At 63.2% G+C, this 18,204-nt stretch carries 18 protein-coding genes; 9 read left to right on the top strand and 9 right to left on the bottom strand.

Annotation, left to right across the window (positions count from 1 at the left end; all coding sequences use genetic code 11):
* Nucleotides 1-538, top strand: a 538-nt coding sequence (locus AC1DWA_RS09415; protein ID WP_477916616.1) for a BCCT family transporter, incomplete at its 5' end; no start/stop codon positions are given.
* A gap of 54 nt (nucleotides 539-592) precedes the next feature.
* Here AC1DWA_RS09415 and AC1DWA_RS09410 read toward each other — a convergent pair.
* Complete coding sequence (locus AC1DWA_RS09410) at nucleotides 593-2,101, bottom strand: dolichyl-phosphate-mannose--protein mannosyltransferase (RefSeq protein ID WP_477846248.1); 1,509 nt, start codon at nucleotides 2,099-2,101, stop codon at nucleotides 593-595.
* A 74-nt stretch (nucleotides 2,102-2,175) separates the two neighbouring features.
* Between AC1DWA_RS09410 and rsmI the strand changes: the two genes are divergently transcribed.
* Nucleotides 2,176-3,006, top strand: a complete 831-nt coding sequence (rsmI, locus tag AC1DWA_RS09405) for a 16S rRNA (cytidine(1402)-2'-O)-methyltransferase (protein WP_477916614.1) — start codon at nucleotides 2,176-2,178, stop codon at nucleotides 3,004-3,006.
* Here rsmI and AC1DWA_RS09400 read toward each other — a convergent pair.
* Together AC1DWA_RS09400 and metG are read right to left on the bottom strand one after the other, a co-directional pair.
* Complete coding sequence (locus AC1DWA_RS09400) at nucleotides 3,003-4,250, bottom strand: DUF2786 domain-containing protein (RefSeq protein WP_477846241.1); 1,248 nt, start codon at nucleotides 4,248-4,250, stop codon at nucleotides 3,003-3,005. The two genes, rsmI and AC1DWA_RS09400, sit on opposite strands and share 4 nt — an antisense overlap.
* A gap of 81 nt (nucleotides 4,251-4,331) precedes the next feature.
* Nucleotides 4,332-5,930: a methionine--tRNA ligase gene (metG, locus tag AC1DWA_RS09395; protein ID WP_019744705.1), complete on the bottom strand. Its 1,599-nt coding sequence runs from the start codon at nucleotides 5,928-5,930 to the stop codon at nucleotides 4,332-4,334.
* A gap of 21 nt (nucleotides 5,931-5,951) precedes the next feature.
* On the opposite strand from metG, the gene AC1DWA_RS09390 reads away from it, so the two are divergent.
* The 3 genes from AC1DWA_RS09390 to AC1DWA_RS09380 all read left to right on the top strand — a co-directional run bounded on the left by AC1DWA_RS09390 (nucleotide 5,952) and on the right by AC1DWA_RS09380 (nucleotide 7,410).
* Entirely contained in the window at nucleotides 5,952-6,779 is an 828-nt protein-coding gene (locus tag AC1DWA_RS09390) for a TatD family hydrolase (protein WP_046378972.1), read from the top strand.
* Nucleotides 6,780-6,856: 77 nt separating this feature from the next.
* A complete protein-coding gene (locus tag AC1DWA_RS09385; protein WP_477916612.1) occupies nucleotides 6,857-6,988 on the top strand; it encodes a hypothetical protein in 132 nt (43 codons plus the stop codon).
* Nucleotides 6,985-7,410 (top strand): DUF6578 domain-containing protein, encoded by a 426-nt coding sequence (locus tag AC1DWA_RS09380; protein WP_477846240.1) that lies wholly within the window; start codon nucleotides 6,985-6,987, stop codon nucleotides 7,408-7,410. The genes AC1DWA_RS09385 and AC1DWA_RS09380 overlap by 4 nt, the downstream gene beginning before the upstream one ends.
* A gap of 36 nt (nucleotides 7,411-7,446) precedes the next feature.
* Here AC1DWA_RS09380 and AC1DWA_RS09375 read toward each other — a convergent pair whose 3' ends face one another.
* Together AC1DWA_RS09375 and AC1DWA_RS09370 are read right to left on the bottom strand one after the other, a co-directional pair.
* Nucleotides 7,447-8,214, bottom strand: coding sequence for an amino acid ABC transporter ATP-binding protein (locus AC1DWA_RS09375; protein WP_019744702.1), 768 nt, complete (start codon nucleotides 8,212-8,214; stop codon nucleotides 7,447-7,449).
* Complete coding sequence (locus AC1DWA_RS09370) at nucleotides 8,211-9,659, bottom strand: amino acid ABC transporter substrate-binding protein/permease (protein ID WP_020908609.1); 1,449 nt, start codon at nucleotides 9,657-9,659, stop codon at nucleotides 8,211-8,213. The genes AC1DWA_RS09375 and AC1DWA_RS09370 overlap by 4 nt, the downstream gene beginning before the upstream one ends.
* Before the next feature lie 236 nt (nucleotides 9,660-9,895).
* On the opposite strand from AC1DWA_RS09370, the gene AC1DWA_RS09365 reads away from it, so the two are divergent.
* Genes AC1DWA_RS09365 through rsmA form a run of 3 tightly spaced genes read left to right on the top strand, consistent with a single transcriptional unit; the run spans nucleotide 9,896 to nucleotide 13,090 of the window.
* Nucleotides 9,896-11,020, top strand: coding sequence for a resuscitation-promoting factor (locus tag AC1DWA_RS09365; protein WP_019744700.1), 1,125 nt, complete (start codon nucleotides 9,896-9,898; stop codon nucleotides 11,018-11,020).
* Nucleotides 11,021-11,053: 33 nt separating this feature from the next.
* Nucleotides 11,054-12,181 (top strand): transglycosylase family protein, encoded by a 1,128-nt coding sequence (locus AC1DWA_RS09360; protein WP_477846238.1) that lies wholly within the window; start codon nucleotides 11,054-11,056, stop codon nucleotides 12,179-12,181.
* A 9-nt stretch (nucleotides 12,182-12,190) separates the two neighbouring features.
* On the top strand, nucleotides 12,191-13,090 hold the full coding sequence (gene rsmA / locus AC1DWA_RS09355; protein ID WP_003946263.1) for a 16S rRNA (adenine(1518)-N(6)/adenine(1519)-N(6))-dimethyltransferase RsmA: 900 nt from the start codon (nucleotides 12,191-12,193) through the stop codon (nucleotides 13,088-13,090).
* A 57-nt stretch (nucleotides 13,091-13,147) separates the two neighbouring features.
* Here the strand turns inward: rsmA and AC1DWA_RS09350 are convergent, their stop codons facing one another.
* Genes AC1DWA_RS09350 through AC1DWA_RS09340 form a run of 3 tightly spaced genes read right to left on the bottom strand, consistent with a single transcriptional unit; the run spans nucleotide 13,148 to nucleotide 16,540 of the window.
* The gene (locus tag AC1DWA_RS09350; protein ID WP_477846237.1) at nucleotides 13,148-15,409 is read right to left on the bottom strand and encodes a heavy metal translocating P-type ATPase; all 2,262 of its coding nucleotides are present in this window, start codon (nucleotides 15,407-15,409) and stop codon (nucleotides 13,148-13,150) included.
* Nucleotides 15,409-16,323: a hypothetical protein gene (locus tag AC1DWA_RS09345; protein WP_080909181.1), complete on the bottom strand. Its 915-nt coding sequence runs from the start codon at nucleotides 16,321-16,323 to the stop codon at nucleotides 15,409-15,411. Before AC1DWA_RS09345 ends, AC1DWA_RS09350 begins: the two co-directional genes overlap by 1 nt.
* 7 nt (nucleotides 16,324-16,330) lie before the next feature.
* Complete coding sequence (locus AC1DWA_RS09340; RefSeq protein ID WP_084325303.1) at nucleotides 16,331-16,540, bottom strand: heavy-metal-associated domain-containing protein; 210 nt, start codon at nucleotides 16,538-16,540, stop codon at nucleotides 16,331-16,333.
* 314 nt (nucleotides 16,541-16,854) lie between these two features.
* Here AC1DWA_RS09340 and AC1DWA_RS09335 point away from each other — a divergent pair, with 314 nt between their 5' ends.
* Nucleotides 16,855-17,058, top strand: coding sequence for a cold-shock protein (locus AC1DWA_RS09335; protein WP_003946232.1), 204 nt, complete (start codon nucleotides 16,855-16,857; stop codon nucleotides 17,056-17,058).
* Nucleotides 17,059-17,155: 97 nt separating this feature from the next.
* On the opposite strand, the gene AC1DWA_RS09330 is transcribed toward AC1DWA_RS09335, so the two are convergent.
* The gene (locus AC1DWA_RS09330; RefSeq protein ID WP_477846236.1) at nucleotides 17,156-18,124 is read right to left on the bottom strand and encodes a helix-turn-helix transcriptional regulator; all 969 of its coding nucleotides are present in this window, start codon (nucleotides 18,122-18,124) and stop codon (nucleotides 17,156-17,158) included.
* Nucleotides 18,125-18,204 lie beyond the last annotated feature (80 nt).

Raw genomic sequence — 18,204 nt, 5'->3', positions numbered from 1 at the left:
GTTCATCGTCGGCGTCATCGCCGTTCCCACGACTGTCAGCTTGCTCTGGTTCGCGATCTTCGGCGGCGCGGGCATCGGCGAGGAACGTGACGGAATCGGCTTGTCCGGCCGAGGCTCGGAAGAGGCTCAACTGTTCGGCATGCTCGACAATTTGCCGTTGGCCGGAGTGACGACTGTCCTCGTCATGCTGCTCGTGGCAGTGTTCTTCGTTTCCGGCGCCGACGCTGCGTCGATGGTGATGGGGACGCTCTCGCAGCGCGGAACGCTCGAACCGAGTCGCTGGGTTGTGGTCTTCTGGGGCATGTTGACCGGTGGCGTCGCAGCGCTTCTGCTGTGGACCGGTGGCTCCGAAGCGCTCGACGGCTTGCAGACCATGACGATCATCGCTGCGGCGCCGTTCGTGCTGGTCATGATCGGACTGTGCTTCTCGCTGTACAAGGATCTTTCGCACGACCCGATCATCATTGCGGCGAAGGAGCAGAAACGTGCTCTCCTACGCCCGAGGCGGGGACGTCGCGTCGGTAAGCCGACAGAGTAATCGTGAAGCGAAGGAGGCACCGAACCAGGTTCGGTGCCTCCTTCGTCTGTCCCACTATTTCCAGCTAGGCAGCCACAGATGGTTTTGCCACGATTCCGGCGTGATCGGCATGGCGGTGAGTATCGGCCAGAGGTAGACGAAGTTGGCCACGACCAGACCGATGTACAGACTGACCGCAAGAAGTCCGGTGGTACGACGCTCGACGGACGCGCTCGCCTTGCCCAGAACATCGCCGAGGACCAGCGCAAATCCCATGACCATGAACGGGGCGAGTGCAACTGCGTAGAAGTAGTACATCTGGCGGTCGAGCGTCGCGAACCACGGAAGGTAAGCGGCGCCGTAGCCCGTCAGGACCACGGCGTATCGCCAGTCCCTGCGCACGAACGTCTGCCAGATCGCCCACGCCAACATCGGTAGGGCCAGCCACCACATCGCCGGTGTGCCGATCAGCATCACGGCCTTGACGCAGCTGGCGGCCCCGCAACCGGTGACCTGCTCGCCGTCGGCGTAGTAGTAGAGCATCGGTCGTAGCCCCATCGGCCACGTCCACGGTTTCGACTCCCACGGGTGGTGGTTTCCGGCGGAGTTGGTCAGACCGGCATGGAACTGGAGAACGTTTCCGCTGTAGTACCAGAGTGAACGCAGTGCGGAGGGAATGAAGCTCCACGTGCCGCCCTCACCGATCTCGTTACCGACGGCGTGACGGTCCACGCCGGTCTCGCTGGTGAACCAGGCCCAGTAGCTCGCGAGGTACACACCGAGCGGAATGACCACCAGCGCATACAGAGCTGGACCGATGTCGCGAACTGCGGTGCCGACCCAGGGGCGCTGCACGCGGTATGCGCGGCGCGCTGACAGGTCGAAGGCAACACTGAGCAATCCGAAGAACAGAATGAAGTACATGCCGGACCACTTGGTTCCGCATGCCAGACCGAGCAGGATGCCGGCGCCGAACCGCCACCACCGGAAACCCAGCCGTGGACCCCAGGCGGAATCGCCGATTCGACCTTCCTCGTATACCTTCGCCATTCGTTCGCGGACTTGGTCGCGATCGACCGCCAGGCATCCGAGCGCCGCAAGGACGAAGAATGCCAGGAAGATGTCGAGCATCCCGAGGCGTGAGGAGACGAAGGTGACGCCGTCCACGATGAGCAGGATTCCGGCAATCGCCCCGATCAGCGTGGACCGCGTCATGCGGCGGACGATCCGGATGATCAGCAGGACCATCAGCGTCCCGACCAGGGCTGACGAGAATCGCCACCCCCAACCGTTGTAACCGAAGAGTGCTTCGCCGATCGCGATCATCTGCTTACCGATCGGCGGGTGCACCACCAATCCGTAACCGGGATTGTCCTCGATGCCACCGCCGGTCAGAACTTGCCAGCCCTGCGGAACGTAGTGCTTCTCGTCGAATACAGGTGTGCCGGCGTCGGTCGGGTAGGCGAGCATCGTGAAGCGGGTGATCGCCGCGATGGCGGTGATGAAAGCGGTGACGATCCAGCCGCGCAATCTGTCGGTCGGGCCGAAATCAGGATCCGGTACCAGCGGGCCGGGACTACGCACTACCCGATCGCTCGTGGCGGGCGTTGGCCGCTCGTCCGTCTGCACAGTCACCTGGCAATCGTAGGCTGTCAGGTATGACTGGTCGTTTGGTACTCGCCGCAACACCCATGGGAGATGTCGGTGACGCATCCCCGCGTCTTCGGTCTGCTCTCGCAACCRCCGACGTCGTCGCTGCGGAGGACACACGACGCACCAAGTCTCTGGCGTCCGCGCTCGAGGTAACCATCACCGGGAAGATCGTCAGTTTCTACGATCAGGTCGAGATTTCGCGGCTGCCCGCGTTGGTCGCCGACGTGGCCGAAGGCAAGACCGTCCTGCTGGTCACCGATGCAGGCATGCCGTCGGTCAGTGACCCCGGATATCGCCTCGTTGCCGCCTGCGTAGCCGAGAACCTCGCCGTCACGTGTCTCCCGGGCCCGTCGGCGGTCACGACGGCGCTGGCACTCTCGGGTTTGCCGGTGGAGCGGTTCTGCTTCGACGGGTTCCCACCGCGAAAGCAGGGGCAGCGCAAGACCTGGCTTTCGGCCCTGGCAACCGAGCAGCGAGCGTGTGTGTTCTTCGAAGCACCCCATCGCCTTGCGGACTGCCTCGCAGATGCGGTGGAAGTTCTCGGGCCCGATCGCCGCGCGGCCGTGTGCCGGGAATTGACCAAGACCTACGAGGAAGTGAAGCGCGGCACTCTCGGAGAGTTAGCTACTTGGGCGGCCGAGGGCGTTCGCGGAGAGATCACGGTGGTGCTCGAAGGCGCAGTGCTGGTGGCATCTGATCCTGCCGATCTGGTCGACGAGGTGGAAAGGCTGGTTGAGGGGGGAGCACGATTGAAGGACGCGTGTGCTCTGGTCGCAACGGCCGGAGTCTCCAAGCGTGAGTTGTACGAGACGGTCCTGGCCGCTCGAAAGGACTAGCGGGAGCGGTTCACGGCGGGTGCGCCGGGACGCAGGTTGGCGTCGTCGGCTGCAGCCTGGCCGGCGTGCCAGCCTTCGGCGTCGACGGACCGTCCGCGAGTTTTGCGGGTTGTCGGGAACAATCGATCGAATTCGGCGTCGACGGCCTCGGAAGTGGTGGCCAGGATCGGCAGAAGATCCGCGACGTCCATCGATGCCGCGTCGGCCGCTTCGGCGGTGGCTTTGGTGCCGGCGTCACGCAGGCGGTGTCCGATGCGGCTGGCGAACCCGGCCAGGAATCCCTTGCGGAACGAGGTGGTGCGTGAGCCGCCACGATTGCTCGAGTCGGCGAATTGCATTGCACGGGTTGCCTGTACGAGCAAGGAAGTGAACAGCATATCGACTTGCTGAAGGTCGACCGGAGTGCCGACGACGGTCGCGAGTGCAATGTCGCTGAACCAGACAGTCCTGACTCGATTCGATTCGCCGATCTCGGTCAGGAGGTGAACCTTTTCCTTCACGTACGGGTTCTCGATGTGAATGCGTCGGGCATTCACGGATGTGTCGGTGACCCCGGCGCGAGAGTGGAGCAGCGCGGAATCGATGGCGTACCGGGTCATCAACTCCTGAGCCTTCGCGGTGAAAATCTCGGCTTCTTCCGCGAAGTTGGTGGCTTCCGCTTTGGCGAGTAATCCACGAATTCGCTTGAGTACCTTGGCGTCGACCTCGGTATCGCCGACGCCGGCATAGCTGGTGTCGGTCCGTTGCGACGGCCAGGTGGATGGTGGCGCGAGCAACACCGTCCACTGAGGTAGGCGCATCCAGGATCGCGCGACGTCGACGATCTGCGAAACAAGGAAGTAGGGATCCTGGAACAGAAGGCCGGCCGCGAGGGAGCGAAAAACGTCGTCGTCCACGGTGATTCGAGAAGCGATGTGCCGAGACTTCGGATACTGCTCGCCGATCGTCTGCAACTGCCCCACCCATTCGAGCGGTGCGCGATCGGAGGCGCGCGACGCTTTCGCATCGAACAGGATGGTGGTGGCGGCGAGATCGGCGTCGGACGCTTCTTTGCTTCGACGCGCCAGATGGATCAGATCCGCCGGCTGCCATCCGCGTTCGTACGCCGCGGACAGTTCGGAAACGAGATCTCGCACCGCGGAAACGGTTTGAGGGCTGACCTCCTGAGTGGACACCCGCGCTCCGTTCCATGGCAGTGTCTGCGCCGAAGCGCTGGTTCGAATGTATGTTCTATTCGTCGTCATGGCTGGAGTGTGCACGTGGGGTCCGACACATCCGCCTGTAACCGGATATCTCGGACCCCACGTGCGGCACTCTCGCTTAGCTCATTCCTCGACGAAGCGGGGGAAAACTGGCGCCGGAGCAGGCAGTTTCCGGTTCGCGTCGATGCGAACCGCGATGTCGGCGAACTGCCGGTTCTCTTCGCTCTGGCCGAGCAGATCGAGGATGCGTGACGCCGCGTCGGGCATCACCGGCTGAACGAGAAGCCCGACGATACGGACCACTTCGAGCGTCACGTACAGAACCGTCGCCATGCGTGCCGGATCGGTCTTACGCAGAACCCACGGTTCCTGCTTGGAGAAGTACCGGTTGGTCTCGCCGAGCACGCCCCAGATGGCTTCCAGCGCGAGGTGTAGAGCCTGCACGTCGAACTCGCTGCGGCACTTGGCAAGCAGGGCATCCGCCGATGCCAGCATCGCCAGGTCGTCCTCGGTGAACTCACCGGGGGTGGGTACCTGGGCGTCGCAGTTCTTCGCGACCATCGTCAGCGAACGCTGCGCGAGATTGCCGAGTTCGTTCGAGAGATCAGCATTCATGCGCGTCACGATCGCTTCGTGGCTGTAGCTGCCGTCCTGACCGTACGAGATCTCGCGGAGCAGGAAGAAACGGACGGCGTCGAGGCCGTACTGATCGACCATCGCGATGGGGTCGACGACGTTGCCGACGGACTTCGACATCTTCTCGCCCTTGTTGTACAAGAAGCCGTGGACGAACACCCGCTCCGGCAGTTCGATGCCGGCAGACATGAGGAATGCCGGCCAGTACACGGTGTGGAACCGCGTGATGTCCTTGCCGATGATGTGCAGGCTCGCGGGCCAGAACTTCTTGAACTCCTCCGAATCGACGTTCGGGTAACCCACACCGGTCAGATAGTTGGTGAGGGCGTCTACCCAGACGTACATGACGTGGTCCGGGTCGCCCGGGACCTTGACGCCCCAGTCGAACGTGGTGCGCGAGATCGAGATGTCCTTGAGGCCGCCCTTGACGAAGCTGACGATCTCGTTGCGGCGTGTTGTGGGGGCGATGAATTCGGGGTGCTCTTCGTACAGCGCGAGGAGACGCTCCCCGTACGCCGAGAGACGGAAGGTGTAGTTCGACTCCTCGGTCCACTCCACCGGGGTGCCGGTCTCGGTGGACTGACGGGTGCCGTCCTCCAGAAGCGTGGTCTCGGCTTCGGTGTAGAAGGCCTCGTCCCGAACCGAGTACCAACCCGAGTACGTGTCGAGGTAGATGTCGCCCGATGCGGCCATCTTCTCCCAGATCGCCTTGCTGGCGACCTGGTGATCAGCGTCCGTGGTGCGGATGAACCGGTCGTACGAGATGTTCAGGACCTTGTCGAGGTTCTGGAACACGTCGGAGTTTCGAGCCGCGAGTTCGCGTACGTCGATGCCCTCTTTGATCGCTGTCTGCTGCATCTTCAGACCGTGCTCGTCGGTACCGGTCATGAAGAACACTTCATGACCGTCCAAGCGCTTGAAGCGGGCGAGCGCGTCCGAAGAGATGTACTCGTACGCGTGGCCGATGTGCGGAGCGCCGTTGGGATACGCGATCGCAGTCGTGATGTAGAACGGCGATCGTTCCGCGCCTTCCGGGGCGGCGGAGTCCGGGCGCGGGGTCTGGGAGGGTGAGGCAGGCACAGTCATGGTGGGCTTACTCTATCGGGCGTGAGCAAAGACCGTCCCGCCCCCGATGCCCCTGAGCCCTTGTCGCCTCTGATCGACGCCCATACGCACCTCGACGCGTGCGGCGCCCACGACGCTGCGACCGTGGCCGAAATAGTCGATCGAGCCGAGGCCGTCGGCGTCGGACGGGTCGTCACGGTGGCCGACGACCTCGATGCTGCACGCTTTGCCGTCGACGCTGCGAACTGGGATTCGAGGGTTTACGCAGCCGTCGCAATCCATCCGACCAGGGCGAACGTCCTGGATGCCGACACCAGGGCCGAGATCGAACGGTTGGCGTCCGATCCGCGGGTCGTCGCGGTGGGGGAGACCGGGCTGGATCTCTACTGGCCAGGCAAGCTCGAAGGGTGCGCCACGATCGAGGAGCAGGTCGACGGTTTCCGGTGGCACATCGACCTCGCGAAGCGTCTCGGTAAGACGCTGATGATTCACAACCGCGAAGCCGACCAGGACTTGCTGCGGGTGCTGAACGAGGAAGGTGCGCCGGAGACAGTGGTGTTCCACTGCTTCTCCTCGGATTCGGAGATGGCGCGGGAGTGCATCGCCGCCGGGTACGTGTTGAGTTTTTCGGGAACCGTGAGTTTCAAGAATGCGAAGGCGCTGCGTGAGGCCGCGCTGTTGGTGCCGTCGGATCAGCTGATCGTCGAGACGGATGCGCCGTTCTTGACGCCGCACCCGTTCCGCGGTGCGCCTAACGAGTCGTACTGCCTGCCGTACACAGTGCGTGCACTCGCAGACATCCGCGGCGAGGATCCGCAGGCCCTGGCAGCGGCGTCCACGGCGACAGCGGAGCGCGTCTACAAGATCTGACGCTATTCTGGTTCGACAGGTAACTCCGCGCCCGGGATTGTCGTGTCCCGGTCCGTCTACTGCGCGGGGTATTTCAGATGAATGACTCCATCTATCCCTCCGACGTCTATCCCTCCGACGTCTATCCCGACGACGTCGAACACACAGCCGAACAGTCCTCTCGATCCGGCTCGAGCGCGGCGAATTTCTCGAATCCCGGGAGGGAATGAAGGCGCACAGCTTCACTGAGCCGACGCCGGTCGACTCTTCGGTCCAGATCGTCAGCGTTCATGTCGACGCGGTCGAAGTCGAGTGCTGCGGGCCGTTTCCGGTGGTCGGTGAATCATGCTCGTGGACATTGGCACCGCGATCGCAGGACGACGCGTTCGACGGTTGGGTTCACGGCGGGATGCCTGCGTCTGGAGTCGTGACCACGGGTGTGGTGCTCGGGATTCTCGTGGTGACGACGACCTACGCAGAGGTCGGAAGTCCACGCATGTGGTTGCCCGTCGCAGGTAGTGAGAACTATCGAAGGGTCGAGGCCAGTCCTCGGTGGTTCCGAAGGTTCGGCGACTTCGACTTCGAGCCGCAGAATCGGATCGAGACCGGGCTGGTCGTCGAATTGGCCACCACCCGTGCGCCTTTCCGGTAGTCCCCACTACCAAAAAGGCGCACAGGGGGCTTGCCCCTACAGGACCTTCGCCAGGAAGTCCTGGGTGCGCTGCTGCTGGGGGTTGCCGAACAGGTTCTCCGGCTTGCCTTCTTCGACGATGTATCCGTCGGCCATGAAGATGACTCGATCGGAAACCTCACGGGCGAAGCCCATTTCGTGGGTTACGACGACCATGGTCATGCCCTGCTTGGCGAGGTCACGAAGCACCTGTAGAACCTCTCCCACCATCTCCGGGTCGAGGGCGCTGGTGGCCTCGTCGAAGAGCATGATGTCCGGGCTCATCGCCAGTGCGCGGGCAATGGCCACACGTTGCTTCTGCCCACCGGACAGGCTGGCGGGCTTGGCATCTGCCTTCTCCGCGAGACCGACCTGGCCCAGCAGTTTGACGGCGATCTCGCGAGCCTGATCCTTGGTCGATCGCCCGGTCTGCACCGGGGCGAGCATCACGTTTTCGACGACGCTCATGTGTGGGAACAGGTTGAAGTGCTGGAACACCATCCCGATGTGCTGGCGCACCTTGTCGATGTCGACGTCCTTGTTCGTGAGGTCGAACTGGTCGACGCGCACGGAGCCGGCGGTGATGTCTTCGAGGCGGTTGAGGCAGCGCAGGAAGGTGGACTTACCCGAACCGGAAGGCCCGATGACGCAGACCACTTCACCGCTCTTGATGTCGACGTCGAGGCCTTTGAGGACCTCGTTGTCGCCGAACGACTTCTTCAGTCCCTTGACCGAAATCTTGACCTCGGTGTCGGACTTGCCCATGTTGACGGCTGTTTCGGTCACTTGTTGATCCTCTTCTCGAGGCGGTTCGACAGCTTGGTGAGCGCCATGATGATGATGAAGTACATGACGCCGATGATCAGCCACATGTTGAACGACTGGAAGTTGCGCGCGATGATGATGCGCCCTGTCTGAGTGAGCTCGGCGAGTCCGATGACCGACAGGATCGACGTGTCCTTGAGGGTGATGACGAACTGGTTGATGTACGACGGGATCATCGTGCGAATTGCCTGCGGCATGATGACTTTTCGCATCGACTTCATGTAGCTGATGCCCAGGCTTCGTGACGCCTCCATCTGTCCCTTGTCGACGGACAAGATGCCGCCGCGGACGATTTCAGCCATGTACGCGCCGGCGTTGAGCGAGAGCGTGATGATGCCTGCGGTGAAGGCGGACATCTGGAAATGCAGGGCTGCCGGGATGCCGAAGTAGATGAAGAACGCCTGCACCAACAGCGGTGTGCCGCGGAAGATGTCGACGTAGGTCGTGCCTATACCTCGGACGAACATGTTGGTGGACACGCGGCAGAGACCGAAGATCGCACCCAGGACCAGAGCGATCGCGATCGAGACGACCGAGAGAACGATCGTCAACCACAGGCCCTTGAGGAGCTGGGGATAGGTGCTCTTGATCAAGCCGATGATGGAGTTGTCCGACGTCGACGCGCCCTGACCGAGGTAGGTCGAGACGATTTCGTCGTACTGGCCGTCGTCGCGCAGGTTCTGCAGTCCAGCGTTGAACATCTGGAGCAGTTCGGCGTTCTGGCCCTTGTTGACTGCGAAGCCGTAGCTCGCGCCCACCTCTTTTTCGGTGACCGTCTTGAGGCCGTTGCCCTGTGTGATGCCGTAGGCGAGGACGGGGTAGTCGTCGAAGACTGCGACGGAGTTTCCGGTGCGGACCTCGTCGTACATGCTGGCGGAGTCGGCGAAATAGACTGTGGTGAAGCCGTATTGGTCCTTGATGGACTCGGCGAAGCTGGCGCCCTCGGTGCCGTTCTTGACCGCGACGCGCTTGCCCTTCAGATCCTCGTACGACTTCACGTCGTTGTCGGTCTCGAGGACCGCCATCTGCACGCCCGACTCGAAGTACGGGTCGGAGAAGTCGAAAACCTGCTTGCGGGCGTCGGTGATGGACATGCCGGCGATGACGCCGTCCGCCTGCCCGGCTTGCACGGCCTGCAGCGCAGCGTCGAAGCCGAGCTGCTTGATGTCGACCTTGAAACCTTGGTCCTCGGCGATCGCGTTGAGGAGATCGATGTCGATGCCGACGAGTTTGCCGTCTTCGTTCTCGAATTCGAACGGGGCGAATGTCAGATCGGTGGCGATCGTGTAGGTGCGACCGGGTTGCGCGCTCGCGATTCCGGGGGCGAACAGCGCTGCGATCAGCGCCAGCAGGATGGCCAGGATCGGCCACCTGGCATTACGTGGTCTGTCGAATCTTCTTCGCACTATCGCCCAGCTTTCTTCTGTCGCGCCCGGGATCGCCGGACTGCTTTGAACCAGACGAGAACATACTGCGCCCAGAGCTGAATCGATACACGGGTATCGGAGCCGGAAAGTGCAGAACACACGACACGCCGTTGCCGTTCCGTGACAAAAGTCGCATTTCGTTGTGATTTGGTTGCCGATACAACGCTCGGTCGTTACCGTATTGTGATCGAACGTCGTCTGCCTTGGGATTTCCTGTGTCGCCTTTTGCCAAGATCAACTCCACGAAGTCACCACTTCTCTATTCAGTGGTGGGTGCGTTGCTTCTGACGCTCATCGTCGGAGGTGCGCTCGCCGTGGTTCGGCACAAGACGATCACCCTCGACGTCGACGGCGACATGATTTCGCTGTCCACGATGTCGAGCAGCGTCGGTACCGCTCTCGAGGACGCCGGATACCCGGTCGATCCCAAGGACGCGCTCGCTCCGAGCGCCGATTCCTCGCTGTCCGACGGCGATACCGTCGTACTGCGCCGTGCCCGTGAGTTGGCGCTGACCGTGGACGGTCAGCCGACGACCATCTGGACCACGGCATTGACGGTCGACGAGGCACTGAAGCAGGTAGATGTTTCCGACGACTTCGCAGTCTCGGCTTCGCGCTCGCATCGTCTGCCCCTCGAACGCACCGAGCTCGACGTCGTCAGCCCGAAGACCGTCAGCGTCAGCGACGGTGGTGCTCCGGCGGCCGAGATCAAGCTCGCCGCCGTAACCGTCGGTGATCTTCTCGCGGCCAAGAATGCGCCGCTCGAGCAGGCCGACTCGGTGGTTCCCACCGCTGACACACCCGTTACCAACGGCCTGACCATCCAGGTCACCCGCGACCGCACGGACACTCGCGTCGAGACGCAGCCGATCGCGCCGCCCGAGAACAAGGTCGAAGATCCCGAGCTCGAGAAGGACAAGACCGTCGTCGAAAACCCGGGTGTTGCCGGCGAGCGCACGGCCACCGTCGAGGTCAAGACCGTCAACGGCGTCGAGGCTGGGCGAACCGAACTGTCCGCGACCGTGATCAAGGAACCGGTCGCAGCAGTGGTGAAGGTCGGAACCAAGCAGACGTCCGCGCCCGCTGTGTCCAACGCGTCGACGTGGGACTCCATTGCTCAGTGCGAGGCGACCGGAAACTGGGCCATCAACACCGGCAACGGTTTCTACGGAGGACTTCAGTTCACCCAGAGCACCTGGGAAGCATTCGGCGGCGGTCAGTACGCAGCGCGGGCCGACCTCGCATCACGTGAACAGCAGATCGCGATCGGCGAGAAGGTCCGCGCCGGTCAGGGCTGGGGTGCGTGGCCGTCCTGCACCAGCAAATTGGGCCTGCGCTGACGCGCCCACACTCCACACAGAACTCAGGAACCCATGTCACCGTTCGCCAAGATCAACTCGACCAGGTCGCCGTTGTTGTACTCGGCGATCGCCGCTCTTCTCCTGACGGTTCTCGTGGGTGGCGTTCTGGCCGTCGTCCGGCACAAGACCATCACCCTCGACGTCGACGGTGAGCAGATTCGCCTGAGCACCATATCGACCAACGTCGACGGCGCTCTCGAGGACGCGGGTTACCCGATCGGTGACAAGGACGCGGTTGCTCCGGCGGCCGACGCGTCGCTGTCCGACGGCGACACCGTGGTGCTCCGTCGTGCTCGTGAGATCACGCTGACGGTCGACGGTCAGCCGCAGAAGCTCTGGACCACCGCCTTGACCGTCGACGACGCGCTCAAGCAGTTGGATGTCTCAGCGGATGTGCACGTGTCGGCGTCGCGCTCGCAGCGTCTCCCGCTCGACGGCGCCGCGCTCGACGTCTTGACACCGGTCGTCGCAAAACTGGTCGACGGCGCAAACGCGGCGGCCGACGTGCGTATCGCGGCACCGACGGTGGGCGAGTTCCTTACGGCCAACGGCACTCCGCTCGAGCAGTCGGACACGGTGGTTCCCGCCGCCGACGCTCCGCTGACCGAGGGCCTCGAGGTCACGGTGACGCGCAACCGCACCGAGAACAAGGTCGAGACCTTGCCGCTCGATCCGCCGGATCAGCGCATCGAGGATCCGACGATGAACCAGAGTCGCACGATCGTCGAGAATCCGGGCGTTCCCGGCGTGCGTGACGTGACGTTCGCCGTGAATCTCGTCAACGGTGTCGAGGCCGGACGTACACAGGTATCGGAGACGATCACCACACCGGCGCAGCCGAAGGTCGTGCGCGTGGGAACGAAGCCGGGCACCGAGGTGCCGCCCGTGGAGAACGGTTCGACGTGGGACGCGCTCGCGCAGTGCGAGGCCACCGGCAACTGGGCTATCAACACCGGCAACGGTTTCTACGGCGGCGTGCAGTTCGACCAGAACACGTGGGAACGGCAGGGCGGGTTGAAGTATGCGCCTCGCGCCGACCTCGCAACCCGTGAGGAGCAGATCGCGATCGCGACGCAAACGCAGCGCACTCAGGGCTGGGGCGCATGGCCGTCGTGCTCGGGTCGCCTCGGACTGGGATAAGTTCTACTGGTGTCAGACGCCGAACAATCGAACGAACCCATCGCTACTCCGCGCGGGCAGGCAGCCCTGCTCGGTCCGGTCGAGGTGCGCGCTCTTGCCGAGGAATTCGGTGTCCGGCCCACGAAACAGTTGGGGCAGAACTTCGTTCACGACGCCAATACCGTGCGACGCATCGTCACCACGGCAGGCGTCACTCGTGACGATGTCGTTCTCGAGGTGGGGCCGGGTCTCGGTTCGCTGACGATGGCGCTGATGGACGTCGTCGATCGTGTGATCGCGGTCGAGATCGATCCCAACCTTGCGGCTCGCCTTCCCAAGACGGTCGCCGAGCGAGCGCCGGAGCTTGCCGATCGACTGACCGTCGTCGAAGCGGACGCGATGCGTGTGCTGCCTTCACAGATTCCCGGCGAGCCGACCGCACTGGTTGCGAACCTGCCGTACAACGTGGCGGTGCCGGTGCTGTTGCATCTGTTCGCATCGCTCCCGAGTCTGCGGACCGCACTCGTGATGGTGCAAGCCGAGGTTGCCGATCGCCTGGCGGCTGATCCGGGAAGCAAGATCTACGGCGTTCCCAGCGTCAAGGCCAACTTCTTCGGCGAGGTTCGCCGCGCCGGTGCCGTCGGACGCAACGTGTTCTGGCCGGTGCCGAAGGTGGAATCAGGTCTGGTTCGTATCGACCGGTACGCGGAGCCGCCGTGGCCGATGGACGAGAAACACCGCAAGCAGGTCTTTGCTGCCATCGACGCCGCATTCGCGCAGCGCCGCAAGACTTTGCGTGCCGCGCTCAGCGGGTGGGCAGGTTCGCCTGCCGAGGCCGAGCGACGGCTCCTCGCTGCCGGCATCGAGCCACAGACGCGTGGCGAGATGCTCGACGCAGCAGCCTTCGTTCGGCTGGCTGGAGGCGAATAGCCCCGTGCGCGGTTAAGGAGTGCAGGGACTCCTTAACCGCGCACAGGGCTTGCCCCCTTACTTGAACCGCCGCAACCTCAGGCTGTTGCTCACCACGAACACACTGCTGAATGCCATTGCGGCACCAGCGAGCATCGGGTTGAGCAGGCCGGCCGCAGCCAGCGGGATCGCAGCCGTGTTGTAGGCGAACGCCCAGAACAGGTTGCCCTTGATGGTCTTCAGCGTCTTGCGGGACAGTCGAATTGCATCGGCTGCCGACCGCAGGTCACCTCGAACCAGGGTGATGTCGCTGGCCTCGATTGCAACGTCGGTGCCCGTGCCCATCGCCAGACCGAGATCGGCCTGAGCCAGGGCCGCCGCGTCGTTCACGCCGTCGCCGACCATGGCTACGACGCGTCCTTCCGCCTGCAGCTTCTTGACGGCGTCGACCTTGTCCGCCGGCATGACCTCGGCGAAGACGGTGCTGATCCCGACCTGATCCGCCACGGTGCGGGCAACGGTGGCGTTGTCACCGGTCAGCAGAACCGGTTCGAGGCCGAGTGCCTTCAACTGCGCGATTGCTTCGGCGCTCGTGTCCTTGACCGCGTCGGCGATCACGAGGACGCCGTGCGCCTTGCCGTCCCAGCCCACCGCGATTGCGGTGCGCCCGGCCTTCTCTGCTTCAGCTTTCGCGTCACGGAGATTTTCCGGCAACGGCATCGACCAGTCGGCGAGCAGCGCGTCTCGGCCGGCAACAACGGCATGACCCTCGACCATTCCCTGCACGCCGCGACCGGCGACGTTCACGAAATCCTCGACCGCAGGCAATTCGCCCACTGCGTCGGTCGCACCCTTCGCGATCGCAGCGGCGATGGGGTGCTCGGAGCGATGTTCGAGTGCACCGGCCAGCCGAAGGACCTCGTCGACGGTTGTTCCTTCGCCCACCACGGTGTCCAGCAATGTCATCTGACCGGTGGTGACGGTTCCCGTCTTGTCGAGCACGACGGTGTCGACTGCGCGCGTCGATTCGAGCACCTCGGGTCCCTTGATGAGGATTCCCATCTGGGCTCCGCGGCCCGTGCCCACCAACAGAGCTGTGGGCGTTGCCAATCCGAGAGCACAGGGGCACGCGATGATCAGGACGGCGACCGCAGCGGTGAATGCCATCTCGATGGGGTTGCCGGTACCGAGCCAGTAGCCCAGTGTCGCAACGGCAATCGCGATGACGACCGGTACGAAGATGCCGGCGATTCGATCGGCGAGGCGCTGAACTTCGGCCTTGCCGTTCTGGGCGTCTTCGACCAGTGCCGCCATCTGGGCGAGTTGGGTGTCGCTCCCGACTCGGGTGGCCTCGACGGTCAAGGTTCCACCGACATTGACGGTGGCCCCGACGACGGTGTCTCCGACACCGACCTCCTCCGGGACGGATTCGCCGGTCAACATGCTCATGTCGACGGCTGAGCGGCCTTCGGTGATGATGCCGTCGGTGGCGATTTTCTCGCCGGGCCGAACGATGAAGGAGTCGCCCGCTGCCAGTTCTTCGGCGGGGATTCGTACTTCGACGCCGTTTCGCAGTACCGCGACGTCTTTTGCACCGAGTTCCATGAGCGCGCGTAGTGCGGCGCCGGACGTGCGCTTGGACTTGTGCTCGAAGTAGCGTCCGGCGAGCACGAACGTGATGACGCCCGCGGCAACCTCGAGGTAGATGTTGGCGCTGCCGTCCATCCGGTCGACCGTCAGTCTGAACGCGTGTTTCATTCCCGCTTCGCCCGCGGTGCCGAAGAACAGTGCATACAGCGACCAGACGAACGCTGCGATGGTGCCCAGCGAGATGAGCGTGTCCATCGTTGCGGCGCCGTGACGCAGGTTGACCCAGGCAGCCCGGTGGAAGGGAAGGGCCGCCCACACGATGACCGGTGCGGCCAGCGTGAGGGAGAGCCACTGCCAGTTGTCGAACTGCAACGCAGGAATCATCGCCATCGCGATGACCGGCACGGAGAGCAGAGTCGAGATGATCAGGCGGGTACGAAGCTCGCGCAGATCACGATCCTGCGGGGTTTCCGCATCCGGGTCGACGGTGTCTGGCGCGCTGGGCGGTTTCGGGAGCGCGGCAGCGTAACCGGCATTCTCGACGGCGGTGACCAAATCTTCGACGGGTACCCCGTCCGGGAAGGTGACCTTGGCTTTTTCCGTCGCGTAGTTGACGGTGGCTGTGACGCCGTCGATCTTGTTGAGCTTCTTCTCGATTCGTGACGCGCAGGAGGCGCAGGTCATTCCGGTGATCGCGAGTTCGACGCTGCTCGAGTTGGCAGCATTGTCGACCGCAGTCGGTGACGTCATCAGTGCCCTCCCTCGTGATTGTCTGGAACTGAAGCTGCGGAAGTGCCTGCATCAACAGTGAATTCGGCGGTGCGAACCACGCCCTCGTGCTGGAAGTCGAGGAACAGTCGGTATGTGCCTTCGCTCGGCGCCTGTGCGTGGAAGGAAACGTCAGGACCGGGAGAAGTGACGCCGTCGCCCGGTTCACCCTCGGGGTGAACGTGCAGGTAGGCGAGGTCGCCGGTGCGAAGCGCAACAAGATGACCGTAGGCACCGAGGTACGGATCGAGATCGGTGACCGGGGCTCCGTCGCGAGCAACGCTCAGCGTGATCGGGCCGCCGGCAGTGGTCAGATCACCGTCGAGAGTCACGGTGTATCCGTCGACGGTTGCGGTCGCGCTCTTCGCGGGCAGCGGCGCAGGAGTGAATTCGCCTGCCACGTCGAAGTTTCGGCCGAGTGTCAGTTGGGTGCCGTCGGTGGGATCGAAGTCCGCGAAGACTCGGTAGGTGCCGGCGACGGGCCAGGTCCAGTCGATCGACCAGGTGCCGTCTGCGGCGAGAGAAGGATGTACGTGGCGGAATTCGCTGGTGTCGTTTCGGACGACGATGAGGTGGAGCTTCTTCTCGTGCAGGAGGTCGAAATCGACGACGGGCTTGTTGGTGCTGTCGAGAATCCGGAAGGTCAAGGTTCCCGGCTCCCCAGCTCGACCGGGTGCGGTCACGTCGGTGAGTGTGTATCCGCCGGAAGAGACTTCGAGCCCTGCGGGTGTCGCCGAATCCATGCCTGGCATCGATTCAGCGGTTGATTCGTGGGTGCTGTGCTGGGTAGTGGACATGTCTATCGGGCTTCCGATTGCGGCCCCCACGCCGAGGGCGGCGCCGAAGACGGCGGCCAACCCTACGGCGTAGGTGGCAAGTGTTGTCGAGGTGCGCACGGCTGACTCAGCTTGGTACGACTGCGTAGCCGGCTTCGTCGACTGCTGCGACGACGTCGGCTGCGGAGACGGGGGCATCGCTGGTGACAACGACGCGTCCGCTCGCCAAATCGACATCCACCGCGGTTACGCCCGCGATGTTGCCGATCTCTTCCTTGACGGATCCGACGCAGTGTCCGCAGGTCATTCCGGAAACGGTGTATTCGGCGGTGGTCATCGCAGATCCCTTCGCTTGTGTAAAACTCATTTTACGGATACCCGGTGTAGGTATCTCCCTGGGACTGAAGGTACCCCCAGGGGGTATGCCTGTCAACGGGTTGGGCAGTGACGAAGGCCTCAGGGAAGACAACAGGGCGGATGTGTGGTCTACTTGTGTTGGTCGTAAGTGTTTGTGTTTGTGTTTCCACGCTCGCAAATGGTTAGGTTGCGAGCGTTTGGACATCCTCCACGGATTTGTCTCAGAACGGTCGTAGTAAGTGACCCGGGCGGTCGAAGCGACTGCCTGTTGACACTGTGTTAGAGGAGATTTACATGGCAGAGGGCATCGTGAAGTGGTTCAACTCCGAGAAGGGGTTCGGCTTCATCGCTCCCGAAGACGGCAGTGCTGACGTCTTCGTTCACTACTCCGAGATCCAGAGTGGCGGCTTCCGCACTCTCGAGGAGAACCAGCGCGTGGCGTTCGAGATCGGTCAGGGCAACAAGGGCCCGCAGGCCACCGGCGTTACCATCGTCTAAGACGTCCATGTGAGTCGGGCAACCGACGCATGACGTACTGACAAGACCCCAACTCTTCGGAGTTGGGGTCTTGTTGCATTTTGGGTGAAAAGTGCTCTCACGCATCGAGATAACGCTGAGCGGCGACGGCCGTTTCGGCTGCGATCGTGCGGCATTCCTCGCGGAGTTCGGGTGGATTCACAACGGTGAAATCGACGTCGAAAGCCCTGAGCCACATTGCGATCGACCGTAGGGAAGTGCCCGAAAGCACAATGACGCAACGCCCTTCGTCGGTGGACTCCACTGATCCCCACTGCTCATTGACCATTGGTGCTATCTGCTCGATGGGTGCATGCAGTAGAACTGTTGCGCGCGTGGAGGAATAAGCCCGGGCGACGCCGCGCGAAACGAAGTCTGCCGCGCCACCGGCCGGTAGTTCCCGCGGCGTGAACCGCGGACCGGTGGGAATCTTGGGTTCCATCCGGTCGACGCGGAACGACCGCCAGTCTTCGCGAGATAGATCCCAAGCCACCAGATACCACCGAACACCCGACCGTACGAGCCTGTACGGTTCCACCTCGCGTCGGCTCTGGGTGCCGTCGTGAGTGCGGTAGTCGAATCTCAAACGCTCGTGGTTGTGGCATACGGACGCGATGGCGGACAGTACCGACGCATCGACTGCGCTCGCGGCGGGCTCGCGTGGCACGACGTCGATCGACAGCGACTCCAGACGGTGTCGCAGCCTCGACGGCATGATCTGCCGCAGCTTCGCCAGCGCGCGCATCGAAGCCTCGCCGATGCCGACCACAGAGCCGGTCGCTCCGGACTGCAAAGAGAGCGCCACCGCGAGCACTTCTTCGTCATCGAGCTGTAGCGGGGGCATCTCCGCGCCCGCTCCCAGGCGATATCCACCGCCGACGCCGACCGTCGCGTCGACTGGGTAGCCGAGATCGCGGAGGCGGTCCACGTCACGTCTGACTGTGCGCGGGGTGATCGCGAGCTTGTCTGCGAGTTCGGCACCGGACCAGTCTCGACGTGTCTGGAGCAGTGACAGCAACCGCAGTAGGCGAGCCGATGTCTCCTTCATGGCAAGAAGTCTGCCAAACATTTAGGACCCAATGCGTCCTCAATTGAATTTAGGTTGGTCCACATCCGACCAGTCGAGAA

This window comes from Rhodococcus sp. P4_F3_2 (assembly GCF_056401335.1).
The sequence above is the reverse complement of the archived record's forward strand: the minus strand, read 5'-3'. Positions and strand labels throughout refer to the sequence as shown.

Bases quoted from the DNA above. Each gene is read 5' to 3' on its own strand.
- AC1DWA_RS09330 (WP_477846236.1), bottom strand. From the start codon at position 18,124: ATGAAGGAGACATCGGCTCGCCTACTGCGGTTGCTGTCACTGCTCCAG.
- AC1DWA_RS09360 (WP_477846238.1), top strand. From the start codon at position 11,054: ATGTCACCGTTCGCCAAGATCAACTCGACCAGGTCGCCGTTGTTGTAC.
- AC1DWA_RS09335 (WP_003946232.1), top strand. From the start codon at position 16,855: ATGGCAGAGGGCATCGTGAAGTGGTTCAACTCCGAGAAGGGGTTCGGC.
- AC1DWA_RS09400 (WP_477846241.1), bottom strand. From the start codon at position 4,250: ATGACGACGAATAGAACATACATTCGAACCAGCGCTTCGGCGCAGACA.
- AC1DWA_RS09385 (WP_477916612.1), top strand. From the start codon at position 6,857: ATGAATGACTCCATCTATCCCTCCGACGTCTATCCCTCCGACGTCTAT.
- AC1DWA_RS09350 (WP_477846237.1), bottom strand. From the start codon at position 15,409: ATGACGTCACCGACTGCGGTCGACAATGCTGCCAACTCGAGCAGCGTC.
- AC1DWA_RS09340 (WP_084325303.1), bottom strand. From the start codon at position 16,540: ATGACCACCGCCGAATACACCGTTTCCGGAATGACCTGCGGACACTGC.
- metG (WP_019744705.1), bottom strand. From the start codon at position 5,930: ATGACTGTGCCTGCCTCACCCTCCCAGACCCCGCGCCCGGACTCCGCC.
- AC1DWA_RS09380 (WP_477846240.1), top strand. From the start codon at position 6,985: ATGAAGGCGCACAGCTTCACTGAGCCGACGCCGGTCGACTCTTCGGTC.